This is a genomic window from Nodosilinea sp. LEGE 06152, assembly GCF_015207525.1.
In the GTDB taxonomy this organism is placed as follows: domain Bacteria; phylum Cyanobacteriota; class Cyanobacteriia; order Phormidesmidales; family Phormidesmidaceae; genus Nodosilinea.
In genome coordinates, this window is the sequence record NZ_JADEWR010000014.1 from 104,308 (window position 1) to 120,621 (window position 16,314).

Consider the following 16,314-nt stretch of genomic DNA (forward strand, 5'->3'; position numbering starts at 1 on the left):
AGGGCTGGTGGAGCCAGACTAGCGATGACAAGGTACCCTCCCATGGTACCCAGAAACCTAGGGCAGACCGAATCAGCCGCCCTCTCCCGGCAGGCCGATTGCAGCCGCGATCTCGCTTAGGGGCGACAGCAGTGCCTCCACATAGCTGGGCCAGCCTACGACAATGGGCTGCTGGTGAATCAGCGTTTGGGGAGCCACATGGGGTTCTGTAAACCGTATGGGCCGCCCTGCTAGATCGCAGCACACCAATCCGGCCGCCTGCGCCAAGGCCAGGGGGCCAGTGGTATCCCACAGTTTGACCCGTCCGTTGAGGTAAATGTAAATGCCTGCCTGACCCGTAATGACTGCCAATACCTTAAGGCCAAAGCTACCCAGCGAGAGAAACTCGACCTTGGGGAAGCGCTGGGCGATCGCTGGGCCAAACCGCCGCTCATCCTTATCGCCAATTACCACGGCCCAGGCTCGGTCGGGGTCGAAGGCAGGCTGCTTAGGAATCAACGGGGTCGAATGACCGCCATTTGTCTGCTCAAACAAGCCCCAGCCAGGGCCACCCCAAACCAAATGCTGCCTGACTGGGGCATAGATCCAGCCCGCTTGGGGCAATCCCCCCACCACTCTCCCCACCATCACAGCGTAGTGGTCTCCGCCCTGAATAAAGTCATCGGTACCGTCGATAGGGTCGACAAACCACAGGGGGCGATCGCTGCCTGGCCCTGCTTGACTATCACTCTGCCGAAACTGCTCAGCGGTGGCCCGGTTTTCTTCTGTAATAATGCCGTCCGTTGGAAAGAGCGCCTGCATACCGACCAGCAGCTTTTGGTCTAGCAGTTGATCAACGGTAGTAACGTAGTCGTCAACGCCCTTCTCAAACACTTGAAACGACTGTTGAGACTGCTGGCTAGCATAGTCGCCACAGGCAATCAGCAGCTGATGCAGAGCCGACAAATCAGACGGACTGATGGGAGACATACCAGGCTAAACCACACGATCCCCAACTTGGGGCAATCATTTTAAGAGAGCACCTCGTACCAGGCACACCTGGCAGCTAAGGAATCTCGCCTCTCCGTCAGTGTAGTCTGGCTCTGTGGCAGAAAACCACTAACCAAACATAAAAGATGGGCAAGTATAAAAAATGGGGTGGCTAGCGTGTGCTAGCCACCCCACCTTAGGGAACGCGATACGGGCTTACTGAAGCACCAGCTTGACGTTGGCGTTCTGTAGACCAGGACGCTTGACTTCAGCCAGGGTCTTGTTGACCGCGTACTTTTGGTTGATGGAGTTAATCAACTCAGTCTGGTTGTGCTTTTTAGCCACACCCCAGAGGTCAGCAATCAGATCAAAGGAGCCATCGGCATTACGAGACCAACCCAGATCGTACTCACCATCGAGAACGGCAACAAGGTCGGCGCGAACACGCTGGCCGTTGTAACCGCGTACATCAGCTTCGGTCTTGGTAGCAATCCCCAAGTCAGCCAGAGACTGCTTGAGAATCTCAGCATCGGTCACTTTGGTGCGAAGGGTGCTGAAGTGAGACATGGTGTTTCCTCCTGTAGGGAAATTGAGAGAGACAACGAGGTTTGAGAGAGACAAACCAGCTAGCCACGGGCTATCTGGACACTAACTGCTAGCAAACGCTAGCCCTTCCCCCGGATACCGCCGGGAGGAAAGCCTGTTAAAACTCCATCCGCTGATATTCAGCGACGGAGGCTGCCGCCGGACGTGCCCGCTGGCGGGCCCAGTCCCGCAGGGCGGTGACCTGCTCACTCATGGTCTTCGACAGCGGCAGCGTAGCGCGAATGGCCGCAATAATATCGAGCTGAGTGAACTCACGTCCTTGGGCAAATGCTTCATACATGGCCGAAATCAGCCCTTGCTCGATTTCAGCTCCAGAAAACCCATCGCAGACCTTGGTCAGCTGATCTAGGTCAAAGCGCTCAATGTCGCGGCGGCGCTTTTGCAGATGGATTTGAAAAATATCCTTGCGCTCTTCGGCGTTGGGCAGGTCAACGAAGAAGATTTCATCGAAGCGACCCTTGCGCAGAAACTCGCTGGGCAGCTTTTCAACCCGGTTGGCCGTCGCCATTACAAATACCGGAGAAGTCTTCTCCTGCATCCAGGTCAAGAAGGTGCCGAAGATGCGGCTAGAGGTGCCACCGTCCGAGTCAGAGGAGCCGACCCCGCCAGCAAAGGCCTTATCAATTTCATCGATAAAGAGAATGCAGGGAGAAATCGACTCAGCCGTGCGCAGGGCATTGCGCAGATTGGCCTCCGATCGCCCCACCGTTGAGCCATCGTACACTCGACCTAGGTCGAGACGCAGCAGGGGCAGACCCCACAACCGGGATGTGGTCTTGGCAATCAGCGATTTTCCACAGCCTGGCACCCCCAGAATCAACATGCCCTTGGGCTGAGGCAAACCGTATTCCCGAGCCCGCTCAGTGAACGCATCAGAGCGCTGCTTGAGCCAGTGCTTCAGTTCCTCTAGTCCGCCCACAGAGTTGATGGTCTCATCGACATCCATAAATTCCAGAATGCCGTTGCGCCGAATGAGCTGCTTTTTCTCCGAGAGAACAATGTCTACTTCCTCAGCCGTCAGGCGCTTGGCCATTACCCGCGCCTTGCGATAGACCTTTTCAGCCTCATCACGGGTTAAACCCAGGGCGGCCTTCAGCAGCTTCTCGCGCTCTTCGGTGGAAATGCTGCTGCCGCGAGCCCGATTCATTTCGGTCGAGAGCACCTCGTCGAGCTCCGACATATTGGGCAGCGGAAAATCGAGAACCACCACCTCTTTCTCTAGCTCGATGGGAATCTCCTGCACAGGAGACATCAGCACAATGGTCTTGCGGGTGCCCTTGAGCGACACGATCGCATCTCGCAAGCAACGGGTAACGGCGGGAGAATCTTTGAAGGGGTGTAAATCTTTGAAGATAAAGATGCCGGGCTCACGCTGACGAATCACCCACTCTACGGCCGCTTCAGGAGAAACTGTGTTGTTGTTTTGGTTGCCCGCGCCCTGGCTGCCAAACTCGACCATGCCGCGAGTCATCGTCCAGGTGAAGAGCCGCATTGGCCCTTTGACATCCGGCTCTTTAGAGAGATGACGAGCCACCATAGCAATGGTTTGCTCCGCCCGTTCTTCCTCAAAAGTGACCAGGTAGATCAGAGGATATTGGGCTTGTACTAGTACGTTCAAATCCTCTCGCATGACCAAATCCCTTCTCAGGCTACGGGGCAGTTAAATTGCTGTCTGGGCGCTGTCTAAGCACTGTCTAAGTGAACTACAGCTAGGCCAGTCAAATCTGTACCTAGCAAACAACCAATTCCCCTTCTTCACGGGAACCAGTGCTGGCAGCAACCTCAGGAACAACGGCAGAACCTAATGCACTGCCCTGGGTAGCACCAACCATTTGAGCTATTTCAACGAGTTCGCCTTCTCGCAGCACCACCGACGACGCACAGCTTGGGCAACTGTGAACACGATGGGTCTGGCCAAAGGAAGACTCTAAACTTTCTGCGACTACATCACTGTGGGCCAGGTAAAAATCAATCGCACGCTTAGCAATGGAAGACATGGCCTCGCCCTCAACAGCAGAGCGAATCTTTAACTGACGGTGCAGGTCAGGGGGTAAATACAGCGTGACCTTAGTGGCTTTTTGCTCTTCCATAGCGCTTTTCTAAATAGGGATAACCCGGGTATGTAGATAACTTAAATGGGATATCGGCGACCGTCAAGCCAGTATGCTGTCATGACGTCATTCTTGTAACATTGCTTTACACGCCGCAAGGTTCCTTAAGCTTCCAGGCTGGGATGCATTTGTATACCGATGTAGCTCGCACCGGGTTAAATCACATCTAGAGCGCGCCCATTTCGGGAGCAGTTTGGGTCAGCCGCCGCCCTATCCGACACCAGGGAAGCTAGGCCTGGATTACTACCGTAGCGGGATCAGGGCGCGTTGGGGCCGACGTAAACTTATGCGACGGTCAGAGAATTCTTCTCAGGCAGACCGATTATGCTCTTGAGAATTGAGGTTAAGCGCAGCGGTGGCACCAGCGATAGCTTGTATCGGGCTGCCTCCTTGCACTGGTCTAGAGCATTTTTGAGGTTGGGTCATTGGACCAGCCAAAGGGAATGCTGTGGTTGTTCTGTGTGTAATTTGCCAACTATGAAACCTACCGTCACCCCGGTCACGCCCGCTGGCCTTAGCCCTCAGGTAGTAGCCCTGTCGTCTTTGCAAGATGGTTCGTTTCAGCGTTGGTACAGCGAAGGAGAAACGCTGGCCAATACTGGGGCCTACGAGCGGGCGCTGCGCTGCTTTCAAGAAGCCGCTATTGTTTGTCCGCAAGAGGTGTCGGTGCTGGTCTACCAGGCAGTGTGCCTGCTCCATTTGGGGCAGCCCGAGCAGGCGCTGGCGTTGACTGAGCAGGTATTGGCGATCGCACCCGATCATTCCCAAGGCTGGCTGTATCGGGGGGTAGCGCTGCATCGCCTGGGGCGTTACAAAGAGGCCTATGCCTGCTATGCCCAGGTTACGCCATCCTGAGTAATTCCTAAGTCACTTAGGGGCGACAGAATTCCCTAAAAGAGTACACTTGAACGCACCAAGATAATTTTCTGAGCGTTGGCTATGGTTGGGGTTGTATCATCACCCACGACGGCCTTTCCTTCTCTGGAAACGGCCCTTAAACATCATTTTGGCTACGACCAGTTTCGCCCCGGACAGCGAGCGGTCATTGAGGCGGTGCTCAAAAACCAAGACGCCCTGGTGATTATGCCCACCGGGGGCGGCAAGTCGCTGTGCTATCAGCTGCCTGCCCTGCTCAAGCTAGGGGTGATGGTGGTCGTATCGCCGCTGATTGCCCTCATGCAAGACCAGGTCGATAGCCTGATCGACAACGGTGTCGCCGCCACCTGCCTCAACAGTTCCCTGGACTACGACACCATTCGCCAGCGGGAGGCCGACCTGCTAGCGGGCAAGATTAAGCTGCTCTATGTGTCGCCCGAGCGATTGATGAGCCCAGGCTTTTTTGGGCTGCTGGGGCGGCTGATTCAGACCGTAGGGGTGAGTGGCTTTGCCATTGACGAGGCCCACTGCGTTTCGGAATGGGGCCATGACTTTCGCCCCGAGTACCGGCAGCTGTCGGTGCTGAGGGAGACCTTTCCTCAGATCGGGGTGATGGGTCTGACGGCTACCGCCACCGAGCGGGTGCGGCTCGACATCGCCCAGCAGCTGAGGCTGCGCGACCCCCTGATCCAGGTCTCGAGCTTTAATCGACCCAACTTATTTTACGAAGTGCGCCCCAAGAGCCGCGACGGCTACCAGGAGCTGCGGCGGCAGGTGAAGCAGCACCAGGGCTCGGGCATTATCTACTGCCTCAGCCGCAAGCGGGTCAACGAGCTAGCGGAGAAGCTGACCGCTGACGGCGAATCGGTGCTGCCCTACCACGCGGGGCTGACCGACGACACCCGCCGCGACAACCAAACCCGCTTTATTCGCGACGATGTGCGGCTGATGGTGGCCACGGTGGCCTTTGGCATGGGCATCAATAAGCCCGATGTGCGCTTTGTGATTCACTACGACATTCCCCGCAACATTGAAGGGTACTACCAGGAGAGCGGGCGGGCGGGCCGCGACGGTGAACCGGCCCACTGCACGCTGTACCTGGCCTACGGCGATGTGGCCACAGCAGACTATTTGATTGGCCAAAAACCTGACGAAGCGGAGCAGCGCATTGCCCGCCAGCAGCTCAGGCAGATGGTGGACTACGCCGAAACCACCGTGTGCCGTCGCCGGGTGCAGCTCAGCTATTTTGGTGAACCCCTAGAGGGGCTGTGCCACCAGTGCGACAATTGCACCAACCCAACTCCCATCGAAGACTGGACCGTTGAGGCGCAAAAGTTTCTCTCGTGCGTGGCCCGCTGCCAGGAGCGGTTTGGGATGGCCCACATTATTGACGTGCTGCGCGGCTCTAAAAAGCAAAAAATTCTAGACCTGCGCCACGACCAGCTCTCGACCCACGGCATTGGTAAGGATCGTTCCGTCGATGAGTGGCGGCTGCTGGGGCGATCGCTGCTGCACCAGCGCCTGGTAGACGAAACCACCGACGGATACCCGGTGCTCAAGCTCAACGCCGCCAGCTGGCAGGTGCTGCGCAAGCAAATTCCCGTCGAGGTAGCCGTCCCAAAAGACTTTGCCCCTGGCCCTGCCGAAGCGTCTACAATCGAGGACGCTCCTGAGGTGGCTCAGCTCTTAACGGTGCTGAAAGCCCTGCGCAAAAAGCTGGCCGACCAGCAGAGCATGTCACCTTACATGGTGTTTCCGGAGTCGTCCCTGCGGCAGATGGCCAAAACCCGCCCCCAAACTCTTGATGCCTTTGGCCAGGTGTCGGGGGTGGGTAGCCATAAACTTGATCAGTACGGCGAAGTGTTTACCGCTGCCATTCGCCAGTTTTGTGCCGACTATGGCCTGGAGTCTGACCCGGGGGCTGCGGCCCGGCGATCACGTCCGGTTCGAGAGCGTCGCCAAGCCGTGGGCGATACCCACCGGCAAACCCTAGAGCTGCACCGCCAGGGGCTATCACTCCAGGAGATCGCCGACCAGCGCGGCCTCAAGGCCACCACCATTGCTAGCCATCTGGAGCAGCTCATCCGTCAGGGTGAAGCGGTGGAGGTAGATCAGCTGGTGGATACGGACAGCCAGCGCACCATTGTGGCAGTGCTGGCAGAGCTAGAGAATGGGTCGCTGACGGAGATTCGCGATCGCCTCGGCTCCACCGTGAGCTACGAAGATATTCGCCTGGTGCGCGCCACCTGGCATAGAGATCAAGCGATCGGCTAATGCTAAGAACTAATCGATCGATCTGAGCCTGGATCTTCTGAGCCTAGATTCAAGGTGCTGAGCAACTCGACCAAACGGGCCGGGTTGGTTAAGTAGAGGTAGCCTACCAGCGCCTCAAAGCCGGTAGCCTGCTGGTAGATTTGGCTATCGACTCGCTTCGGGCCACGAGAGGAGGCATTGCGCCCCCGTCGCAGCAGATCCTGCTCGACTTCGGTGAGTAAAGGCATCAGCCGCTGCACCTGGTAGGCCTGCTGCTCGGCGCGCACCTGATTGACCACCTGCTGATGAAAGGCCTGGATGCGTTTGGGGGGCTGTAAAAAGGCGCTGCGCACAAACAGCTCATACACCGCATCGCCGATGTAGGCCAAGGCTACAGGCGACAGAGCCCGTGCCTGCTCGGGCGAAAGGGACAACGAACCATGAGCCCTAAACTGGAGCAGCCTCTGCAGGCCGGAAGGAAAAGGCTCAGGAGATAGCTCAGCCACGGCTACCTCTGGCTAAGCCAACGGCGCACAGGGTCTACTCACTGGGCGGGTTGTCGAGGTTGGCGATCGCATCATCCACTGAGGGTTGTAGCGACAGAAACTTCTCTAGCCGCACCAGCTTCACGGTTTGAGTCACGCGGGGATTGGTCACCACCTGTACGGTGCCGCCTTCGGTAGTGGCTTTTTTGACCAGCTGCACGAGCGCGCCCAAACCCGAGCTATCGACAAAGTCAATAGCCGCCAGGTCAAGGATGATATTGGTTGGCCCAGCCTCCACGTACTTGGTCATGGCCTTGCGAAAGGCAGGCTCTGAGAACGCGTCTAACAGGCCAGTGAGGCGGAAAAGTTGATAGGTTCCCCTGACATCGCGAGTGCCTCGTAAACTTACGGTCAGGGTTAGAGATTCAGCGATGGGAAACCTCCTCGGTGCTCCGGTTCGACGTTAAATATAGGTCAGGATACCGCTGCCTGCAAGGGGTGAAACCGTACGGGTAAACCGCCATGTTTAGAAACCCAACCAGACCCGAAACAAACCTAGAACTAGCGCTTTACTTTAGACAGACAGCATATAGCGGTTTGGCTAAATTTTGCTAGCTGCCGTCAAAAAGCGCCAGGGCATCTCAAAAAACCCTGCCTTTAGAGGGAGAAGAGCTAAAAACTAGAGGGGGAAAAGCTGCTGGCGGTGGCTGCGCATGGTGTCGACAAATTTAGCAAACAAATAGTCGGCGTCGTGGGGGCCGGGGCTAGCCTCGGGGTGGTACTGAACCGAAAACAACGGCAGGGTCTTGTGGGCCAGCCCCGCTACGGTCTGGTCGTTCAGGTTTAGGTGGGTGACCGTCACCGCATCTTCAGGAATGGACGTGGCATCGAGGGCGAAACCGTGGTTTTGGCTCGTAATTTCTACCTGGCGCTCTAAACCGCAGGGCTGGTTGAGCCCCCGGTGGCCAAACCGCAGCTTGAAGGTCGAAGCCCCCAGCGACAACCCCAAAATCTGGTGGCCCATGCAGATGCCAAAGGTGGGCAGCGAATAGTTCATCAGGGCCTGAACCAGCTCTGGGGCTTTGGTGACTGCGGCTGGGTCACCGGGGCCGTTGGAGAGAAAAATACCGTCGGGCTGATAGCTCATAATTTGCTCTGCCGTGGTGCTGGCGGGCACCACAATTACCCGGCAGCCGTAGCTGGCCAGACGGCGTAGAATGTTCCGCTTCACCCCAAAATCAACGGCAACAACCGTCAGCGGGGCCTGATCGCCGGGAGCCAGGTCAGCGGGGCCAAATTCCCAAACGGGGTCGGTACCCTCAGTCCACTCGTAAATCTGTTCGGTCGTGACCTGATCGACCAAGTTGAGGCCAGCCATGGGAGGGGCATCTTGAAGCTGGCGCAGCAGCTCTTGGGGGTCGAGCACGGCGGTCGAAATGGCCCCGTTCATGGCCCCGGCAGTGCGCAGTTTACGGGTGAGGGCGCGAGTGTCAATACCAAAAATGCCGGGAATTTTGTGGGTTTTGAGGTAGTTGGGCAACGACTGGGTAGAGCGCCAGTTGCTGGGAATTTCGCAAATGTTGCGGGCGATCGCACCGCTGATATGGGGCCGACTCGACTCTTCGTCGTCGGGGTTGACGCCGGTATTGCCCAACTCGGGGTAGGTGAAGGTGACAATTTGACCGCAGTAGCTGGGGTCGGTCATGACTTCTTGATATCCGGTCATGCCGGTGTTGAAGACGACCTCACCCATAACGGTGCCCGACGCCCCAAAAGACCAGCCTCGAAACACCGAACCATCGGCCAAAACCAGCACAGCAGGGGGGACATCGGGGAAAACCATGGCGATTTGCTCAGCGCTACGAATCGCTATTATCCTAAGGCGAAAGGACGGCTTTCAGCCATTTGATCGCTATTTCATTGAGAGGTCATTCTCCCCAAATTAATAGCTAGCTCAACGCGGTCTTGACCTTCCCCTGCGCGGGCTATGTCACCGACAGCGAGAGGATGGGGAATCCTGGTGTTTAGGTTGAGCAATTGGAACAGTGGAGCAACAGCCATGGGGAGTGCGGGGGCGATCGCAAGTAGGTTCATGCTGGCTACCGTGGCCTTGGGTTTGGCTGGCTGCGACCTGTTGGCCAGTACGTTGCTGCCGGTTACTCCCACCGAGGTATCTACCGAGGCCTCTGAGGCGGCGATCGCCCCTGAGCCCCTCGTTTTACCTATCGCTGCTGAGCCGGCCCCGGTGCCACCCTCCCCAGCCCCAGATTCCTTTCGCGAGGCGGTGAATCGGGCCACTAGCGCCGTCGCCATCGGTCAGTCGGCCCAGTCTCAGGCCGATTGGCAGCTGGCCGCCAGTCGCTGGCAGCAGGCGATCGCCCTGATGGAACAGGTGCCCAGCAGCAGCCCCAACCACGCCCAGGCCCAAACCAAGGCCCAGGAGTACAAGCAACACCTGACGGCGGCTCAGAACCGGGCCACGGGTTCGATCGTGCCAGCGGCCGCCCTTGCCCCTGCTCCCAAGGCGGTTTTACCGGCTGGGTTGGCAGCTCAAATCCCAATTCAGGGACGACAGGGGGGCACCCCGATCGTGTCCGTTACCCTGCGGGGCAGCAGCGGCACTCAGACCTTCCCCATGCTGTTTGATACCGGGGCGACCGGCACCCTAATTACCGCCGAGATGGCCCAAGCGGTCGGGGTCACCATTGTGGGCACAATCCAGGCCAGAATCGCCGACGGCAGCGTGGTGAGCCTGCCCGTTGGCTATGTGGATGCCGTGGAATTGGGCGGTCTGCGTCGCGAACAGGTGATAGTCGCTATCGGCGGCAGCTACGGTCTGCTAGGGCAAGATATCTACGGTGAGTATGGCATTGCCATTGGGTCTCACCAGATCAATTTGCACCAGTGAGAGCAAATCTCTGGGGTAGCCTGGCTTAGCGCCTAGGAATGCGTGAGAATAGGCAGCAGGTTTTGCACTATTCATCTATGGCTGTCTCTGTATTGCCCGCCGCCGCTGCGGGGCTAACTGAACCCACTTCGATTGCTATGGCGGCCCAGGTACAGGTGGCGGCCATCCACACGCCGCTGGTTGAGGGTGCCATTCCCACGGCCTACGTGGCAGGGGCAGATAGCGCTGTCACGCCGCCGCTGCTGCTGCTTCCCGGATTTGACAGCTCGCTGCTTGAGTTTCGTCGGCTGCTGCCACTGCTGGGACCCCAGGCCTGGGCGGTCGATTTGCTGGGGTTTGGGTTTAGCGATCGCACCCTTTATCCAAGCCTCTCCCCCGGAGCGATCAAGGTTCACCTGCACAGTTTTTGGCGACAGATGATCGACCGCCCGGCGGTGCTGGTGGGGGCATCAATGGGTGGGGCGGCCGCCATCGACTTTGCCCTCACCTACCCTGACGCGGTGGCCGGACTGGTGCTGCTCGACGCCGCAGGCTTTGCCGCTGGCCCCGCCATGGGCAATCTGATGGTGCCACCGCTGGATAGCTGGGCCACCGCCTTTTTGCGCAACCCCAGGGTGCGGCGCAGCATTAGCCGTCAGGCCTACTTCGACCCGGCGTTCGTAACATCCGATGCCGAACTGTGCGCCGCTTTGCACCTGCAGTGCCCCGGCTGGAAAGAGGCGCTGATCGCCTTTACCAAGAGCGGCGGCTACAATTTTTTGACGAGAAAAATTCCCCAAATTGCCTGCCCTACCCTGGTAATCTGGGGCGAGCAGGACAGAATTTTGGGCACCAAGGATGCGCCCCGGTTTGAAGCTGCGATCGCCAACTGTCAGCTGGTTTGGGTGCCCCAGTGCGGCCATGTGCCCCACTTAGAAAAACCCCAGCAGACCGCAGCGGCGATCGCCCCCTTTGTGGCCAGGCTGAGTTAGCGGCTCGCGCAACACCTGGTTGGGCCTAAACCCGGCAAGTTTGCTCCAGATGTTTCAAGATATGAAGGGTAAGTCGACCAGTATGCTGGTCTACGACAAATTCATGCTGTCGATTTGGAGCCATCTGCAGACGGGTATGACGCAATTTCCCCAGACCAGCCCTCTCGATGCCGCTGTTGCGGCCCCCAGCAACGGTGCAGTACCCACCTCTGCCTCCGAGTCCGTACCTGCCCTGAGCCCCTTTGTAGCCCGTCACATAGGGCCTGCAATGCACGATATAGAAGCTATGCTGGCGGCCTTGGGCTACACCTCTCTAGATGAGCTGATCACCGCCACCGTACCCGGCAGCATTCGCCAGCCGCAGCCCCTGGCACTGCCCCTGGGGCTAGATGAATCGCAAGCTTTGGCTAGGCTGCAGGCGATCGCCGCCCAAAACCAGGTGTGGCGATCGTACCTGGGCTTGGGCTACGCCAACACCCTCACCCCAGCGGTAATTCAGCGCAACGTGCTCGAAAACCCTGGCTGGTACACCCAGTACACCCCCTACCAGCCCGAAATTGCCCAGGGTAGGCTAGAGGCGCTGCTCAATTTTCAAACCCTGGTCACCGACTTGACCGGGATGGAAATTGCCAATGCCTCCCTGCTCGACGAAGGCACCGCCGCCGCCGAGGCCATGACCCTGGCCTTCAACGCCCGCAAGCAGAAAGCGGCTAAAACCTTCTGGGTCTCCGCCGCCTGCCATCCCCAAACCATCGACGTGGTCAAGACCCGCGCCCTGCCCCTGGGCATAGAGGTGGTGGTGGGCGACCACCGCTGCTTTAGCTTTGATATGCCGGTGTTTGGGGTGCTGCTGCAGTACCCGGCCACCGATGGCGCAATCTACGACTACGAAGACTTTGCGGCCCAGGCCCACGCCCACCAGGCCCTGGTCACCGTCGCCGCCGACCTGCTCAGCCTCACCCTGCTGCGTGCCCCCGGCGAATTTGGGGCCGATGTTGTCGTGGGCAACACCCAGCGCTTTGGCGTACCCCTGGGCTATGGTGGCCCCCACGCCGCCTTCTTTGCCACCCGCAACAGCTTTGCCCGCAAGCTGCCCGGTCGACTGGTGGGGGTTTCTAAAGACACCTACGGCAACCCGGCCCTGCGCCTGACCCTGCAAACCCGCGAACAGCACATTCGCCGCGACGCCGCCACCAGCAACATCTGCACGGCTCAGGTGCTGCTGGCGATTATGGCCAGCATGTACGCGGTCTACCACGGGCCGGAGGGGCTACGGGCGATCGCATCCCGCATTCACCACCACACTCAAACCCTGGCCCATGCCCTGACCGAAGCAGGTTTTGAGCTAGGTCAAGAGCCCGTGTTTGATACGCTGCGGGTAACCGTGGGCGATCGCCAACCTGCCATCCTCGCCCGCGCCGCCGCTCACCGCATCAATCTGCGCGTGCTCGATGCTGAAACCCTGGTCGTCGCCCTCGATGAAACCGTCACTGACTCCGATCTTCAGGACCTGCTCACTGTCTTTACCGGCAATTCAGTTCAAAATTCAAAATTCAAAGTTCAAAGCTCAAACCACTCCCTAGACCTGTCTAACCCGGCCGCAGAAAACGTCTCCCCATCCTCCCATCCACCCGCCCACCCATCTACTCCCCCACTCCCCCACCCCCTCCGCCGCACTACCCCCTACCTCACCCACCCCACCTTTAACCGCTACCACTCCGAAACCGAAATGCTGCGGTACCTGTATCGCCTGCAGACGAAGGATCTCTCCCTGGCGACGGCGATGATTCCGCTGGGGTCTTGCACCATGAAGCTCAACGCCACCGCCGAAATGTTGCCCGTTACCTGGGCTGAGTTTGGCCAAATTCATCCCTTTGCCCCCGCTGAGCAGGCCCAGGGGTACCGACAATTGTTCGACGAATTAGAAACCTGGCTGGCCGAAATTACCGGGTTTGACGGTATTTCGCTCCAGCCCAACGCCGGAGCCCAGGGAGAATACGCCGGGCTGCTGGTCATTCGTGAGTACCACCAACAGCGGGGCGATACCCACCGCCACGTCTGCCTGATTCCGCAGTCGGCCCACGGCACCAACCCCGCCAGCGCGGTGATGGCGGGCATGAGCGTGGTAGCTGTCGCCTGCGACGAGGAGGGCAACATCGACGTAGCCGACCTGAGGGCAAAAGCCGAGAAACACAGCGACAGCCTGGCCGCCCTGATGGTCACCTACCCCTCCACCCACGGGGTATTTGAGGCGGGCATTGCGGAGATCTGTGCGATCGTTCACGACCACGGCGGCCAGGTGTATATGGATGGGGCCAACATGAATGCCCAGGTGGGTCTCTGCCGCCCCGCCGACTTTGGGGCCGATGTCTGCCACCTCAACCTGCACAAGACCTTCTGTATTCCCCACGGCGGCGGCGGGCCAGGAGTGGGGCCAATTGGCGTGAAGGCTCACCTGGTGCCCTACCTGCCGGGGCACAGTTTGGTAAGTGGGGTTGGCGGCAGTCAGGGGATTGGCGCGGTAACCTCGGCCCCCTGGGGCAGCGCCAGCATTCTGCCGATTTCGTGGATGTACATCGCCATGATGGGCGGCGCAGGGCTAAAGCGGGCAACAGAGGTAGCCATTCTCAACGCCAACTACATCGCCCAGCGCCTGGCGGGGCACTACGACATTCTCTACACCGGGCAAAACGGACGGGTGGCCCACGAGTGCATTCTCGACCTGCGACCGTTTAAAAAATCTGCCGATATCGGCGTAGAGGATGTGGCCAAACGCCTGATTGACTACGGCTTTCACCCGCCTACCATGTCGTGGCCGGTGGCAGGCACGCTGATGGTAGAACCGACCGAGAGCGAGTCTAAAGCAGAACTCGATCGCTTCTGTGACGCCATGATTGCCATTCGCGAGGAAATTCGGGCGGTTGAGACGGGGGAGAGCGATCGCGACCACAACCTGCTCAAACATGCCCCCCACACCGCCGCAGATCTTGTCTCTGACTGGAACCGCCCCTACAGCCGCGAGCAGGCCGTTTTTCCGACCCCATTTACCCGCAGCGCCAAGTTCTGGCCCGCGGTGAATAGAATTGACCAAGCCTACGGCGATCGCAACTTGATCTGCTCCTGCGTTGGGATGGATGCCTACAGCGAATCCTAGTTCACGGGTTCGCTGAGGCCGGGTAGACGTTGTGCTCCGGTCGGGGAGCCACACCTGCGATCGGGTGAGGCTTTCATCCTGATCTAAAGTGGTTGAATGTTTTGTAGATCAATTAAACCCCTTGCCCATGGCTAATATTCCTCAGCCTCAGGTCATTTTTTTAGATGCGGTTGGCACCTTGTTTGGGGTGAAAGGCAGCGTTGGCGCAATTTATGCCGATCTGGCACAGCACCACGGCATTGAGGCCGACCCTGCGACCCTAAATCAGGCCTTTTTTCGAGCGTTTAAAGCGGCCCCGGAGATGGCCTTTCCCGGCAGCGATCTGGCTACGGTGCCAGAGCAGGAATATCGCTGGTGGCGGGTCATAGCCCAACAGACCTTTAGCAGTGCCGGGCTGCTCGATCGCTTTGTCGACTTCGACAGTTTTTTTGCCGACCTGTATGCCCACTTTGCCACCGCCGCACCCTGGGTACTCTACCCCGATGTACCTCCCGCCCTAGAGCGCTGGCGGCGGCGCGGCATCGCCCTGGGGGTAATTTCAAACTTCGATACCCGGCTGTACCAGGTGCTAGAAGAACTAAACCTGGCCACCTTCCTCAGTTCGGTTACCCTGTCGTCGGAGGCGGGGGCGGCCAAGCCCGACCCGCTCATTTTTGCCACCGCCCTGCAAAAGCACCGCTGCGACGCCAGCCAGGCCTGGCACGTTGGCGACAGCAAAATTGACGATCTGGAAGGGGCCAAAGCTGCCGGACTGCACGGAATTCTAATTCGTCGACCAATCGATCAGTAGGCTACGCTAGCCCCGATCGCCCCTAAAGGCCAGCTCCGCAGGGCCAGTCATGTAGACGCGGTTGTCGGTGGCTGACCACTCAATCTGGAGGGGGCCACCGGGCAGCTCTACAGTAGCGGCGCGATCGCACATCCCATTCAGCACTCCCGCCACCAGCGAGGCACAGGCCCCGGTGCCGCAGGCCAAGGTAATGCCAGCGCCCCGCTCCCACACCCGCATTTTGAGATAGTCGGGCCGCACCACCTGAATGAACTCGGTGTTGATGCGCTGGGGAAATACTTCATGGTGCTCAAACTGGGGGCCGATAGCCTCCAGCGCGGTCGCCGCCACGTCGTCTACAAAGGTAATGCAGTGGGGGTTACCCATGCTCACGCAGGTGACTGACCAGGTTTGGTCAGCCACCGTCAACGGTACAGCTACCACCTTTTCGTCGGCTGCCGCCAGCGTGGTCGGAATTTCCTGCGCCAGCAGGTAGGGCGGCCCCATGTCTACCGTCACCTGGCCATCAGGTTGCAGGGTAGGCGAAATTAGCCCCGCCAGGGTATGAATGCGGTAGGTGTGGGGTGCCTGGGGTGCTTTACCATCAGCGGTTTCCAGAGTTTCCAAAAACTTGGCCAGACAGCGAATGCCGTTGCCGCACATCTCGGGCTCAGAACCATCGGAGTTGTAGATGCGCATGGTGTAGTCGGTGCCCGCCTGACCCGGCAGCGCAAAAATGACCCCGTCAGCGCCAATGCCAAAGTGGCGATCGCACCACCGCACCGCATCCTCAGCGCTCAGCACCGGCTCTGGCTGGTGGCGGTTGTCCACCAGAATGAAGTCGTTGCCCAGGCCGTGGTACTTGCTGAATTCCATAGTTGCCGATGCTAAGTAGGTGAACCTTAATTATTAACCCAATTGGGGAGTTGGGAGGAGGTGAGGKGRWKGNNGGKGAAKTSWAAANTTCAAAATTKWGAATTCWMAATTTTGAAYTTTRMAYTSNCCCAYYCNCYTCACCYYRCSKCMWSCCGCTAAGGCGTCTAACCACCCATCCACCCCCTTTCTCCCTACGGGAGACGCTAGCGCGTTGGCGAAGCCTGTCCATAGGACAAACGACTCCGCTCAGGGACCGTCACCACCCATCCACCCATCCACGCTTTCCCTAACAAATTGCCAACCCCTGTCACCTCTATAGGGCAAACGGGGTACCGT

General features: G+C 58.8%; 14 protein-coding genes. 6 read left to right on the forward strand and 8 right to left on the reverse strand.

The features are described 5' to 3' along the window. Positions 1-72 precede the first annotated feature (72 nt). The 4 genes from IQ265_RS19190 to IQ265_RS19205 all read right to left on the reverse strand — a co-directional run bounded on the left by IQ265_RS19190 (position 73) and on the right by IQ265_RS19205 (position 3,665). Positions 73-969, reverse strand: coding sequence for an inositol monophosphatase family protein (locus IQ265_RS19190; protein WP_194056514.1), 897 nt, complete (start codon positions 967-969; stop codon positions 73-75). 216 nt (positions 970-1,185) lie between these two features. Next, positions 1,186-1,536 carry a DUF1257 domain-containing protein gene (locus IQ265_RS19195; protein ID WP_017299886.1) on the reverse strand — a complete coding sequence of 117 codons (351 nt, stop codon included), beginning with the start codon at positions 1,534-1,536 and terminating at the stop codon, positions 1,186-1,188. A 136-nt stretch (positions 1,537-1,672) separates the two neighbouring features. Beyond that, on the reverse strand, positions 1,673-3,205 hold the full coding sequence (locus tag IQ265_RS19200; RefSeq protein ID WP_194056516.1) for an AAA family ATPase: 1,533 nt from the start codon (positions 3,203-3,205) through the stop codon (positions 1,673-1,675). Between the two features lie 100 nt (positions 3,206-3,305). After that, on the reverse strand, positions 3,306-3,665 hold the full coding sequence (locus IQ265_RS19205) for a hypothetical protein (RefSeq protein WP_194056518.1): 360 nt from the start codon (positions 3,663-3,665) through the stop codon (positions 3,306-3,308). Positions 3,666-4,163: 498 nt separating this feature from the next. Here IQ265_RS19205 and IQ265_RS19210 point away from each other — a divergent pair, with 498 nt between their 5' ends. Together IQ265_RS19210 and recQ are read left to right on the forward strand one after the other, a co-directional pair. Further along, positions 4,164-4,541, forward strand: coding sequence for a tetratricopeptide repeat protein (locus IQ265_RS19210; protein ID WP_194056520.1), 378 nt, complete (start codon positions 4,164-4,166; stop codon positions 4,539-4,541). Between the two features lie 84 nt (positions 4,542-4,625). Continuing rightward, positions 4,626-6,836, forward strand: a complete 2,211-nt coding sequence (gene recQ, locus IQ265_RS19215) for a DNA helicase RecQ (protein WP_194056522.1) — start codon at positions 4,626-4,628, stop codon at positions 6,834-6,836. A gap of 2 nt (positions 6,837-6,838) precedes the next feature. Here the strand turns inward: recQ and IQ265_RS19220 are convergent, their stop codons facing one another. The 3 genes from IQ265_RS19220 to carA form a co-directional block, all read right to left on the reverse strand. Beyond that, positions 6,839-7,249 (reverse strand): ribonuclease III domain-containing protein, encoded by a 411-nt coding sequence (locus tag IQ265_RS19220; protein WP_228038118.1) that lies wholly within the window; start codon positions 7,247-7,249, stop codon positions 6,839-6,841. Positions 7,250-7,355: 106 nt separating this feature from the next. Further along, the gene (locus tag IQ265_RS19225; RefSeq protein WP_194022849.1) at positions 7,356-7,733 is read right to left on the reverse strand and encodes an STAS domain-containing protein; all 378 of its coding nucleotides are present in this window, start codon (positions 7,731-7,733) and stop codon (positions 7,356-7,358) included. 246 nt (positions 7,734-7,979) lie between these two features. Then, the gene (gene carA, locus IQ265_RS19230; RefSeq protein WP_194056524.1) at positions 7,980-9,143 is read right to left on the reverse strand and encodes a glutamine-hydrolyzing carbamoyl-phosphate synthase small subunit; all 1,164 of its coding nucleotides are present in this window, start codon (positions 9,141-9,143) and stop codon (positions 7,980-7,982) included. 216 nt (positions 9,144-9,359) lie between these two features. On the opposite strand from carA, the gene IQ265_RS19235 reads away from it, so the two are divergent. The 4 genes from IQ265_RS19235 (at position 9,360) to IQ265_RS19250 (ending at position 15,123) form a co-directional block, all read left to right on the forward strand. Continuing rightward, on the forward strand, positions 9,360-10,208 hold the full coding sequence (locus tag IQ265_RS19235; RefSeq protein WP_228038119.1) for a retropepsin-like aspartic protease: 849 nt from the start codon (positions 9,360-9,362) through the stop codon (positions 10,206-10,208). A gap of 77 nt (positions 10,209-10,285) precedes the next feature. Further along, the gene (locus IQ265_RS19240; protein WP_194056526.1) at positions 10,286-11,179 is read left to right on the forward strand and encodes an alpha/beta hydrolase; all 894 of its coding nucleotides are present in this window, start codon (positions 10,286-10,288) and stop codon (positions 11,177-11,179) included. Between the two features lie 49 nt (positions 11,180-11,228). After that, positions 11,229-14,333, forward strand: a complete 3,105-nt coding sequence (gene gcvP / locus IQ265_RS19245) for an aminomethyl-transferring glycine dehydrogenase (RefSeq protein WP_228038121.1) — start codon at positions 11,229-11,231, stop codon at positions 14,331-14,333. A gap of 127 nt (positions 14,334-14,460) precedes the next feature. Then, positions 14,461-15,123, forward strand: a complete 663-nt coding sequence (locus tag IQ265_RS19250; RefSeq protein WP_194056528.1) for an HAD family hydrolase — start codon at positions 14,461-14,463, stop codon at positions 15,121-15,123. Positions 15,124-15,129: 6 nt separating this feature from the next. Here the strand turns inward: IQ265_RS19250 and dapF are convergent, their stop codons facing one another. Beyond that, positions 15,130-15,978, reverse strand: a complete 849-nt coding sequence (gene dapF, locus IQ265_RS19255; RefSeq protein ID WP_194056530.1) for a diaminopimelate epimerase — start codon at positions 15,976-15,978, stop codon at positions 15,130-15,132. Positions 15,979-16,314: the final 336 nt, after the last annotated feature.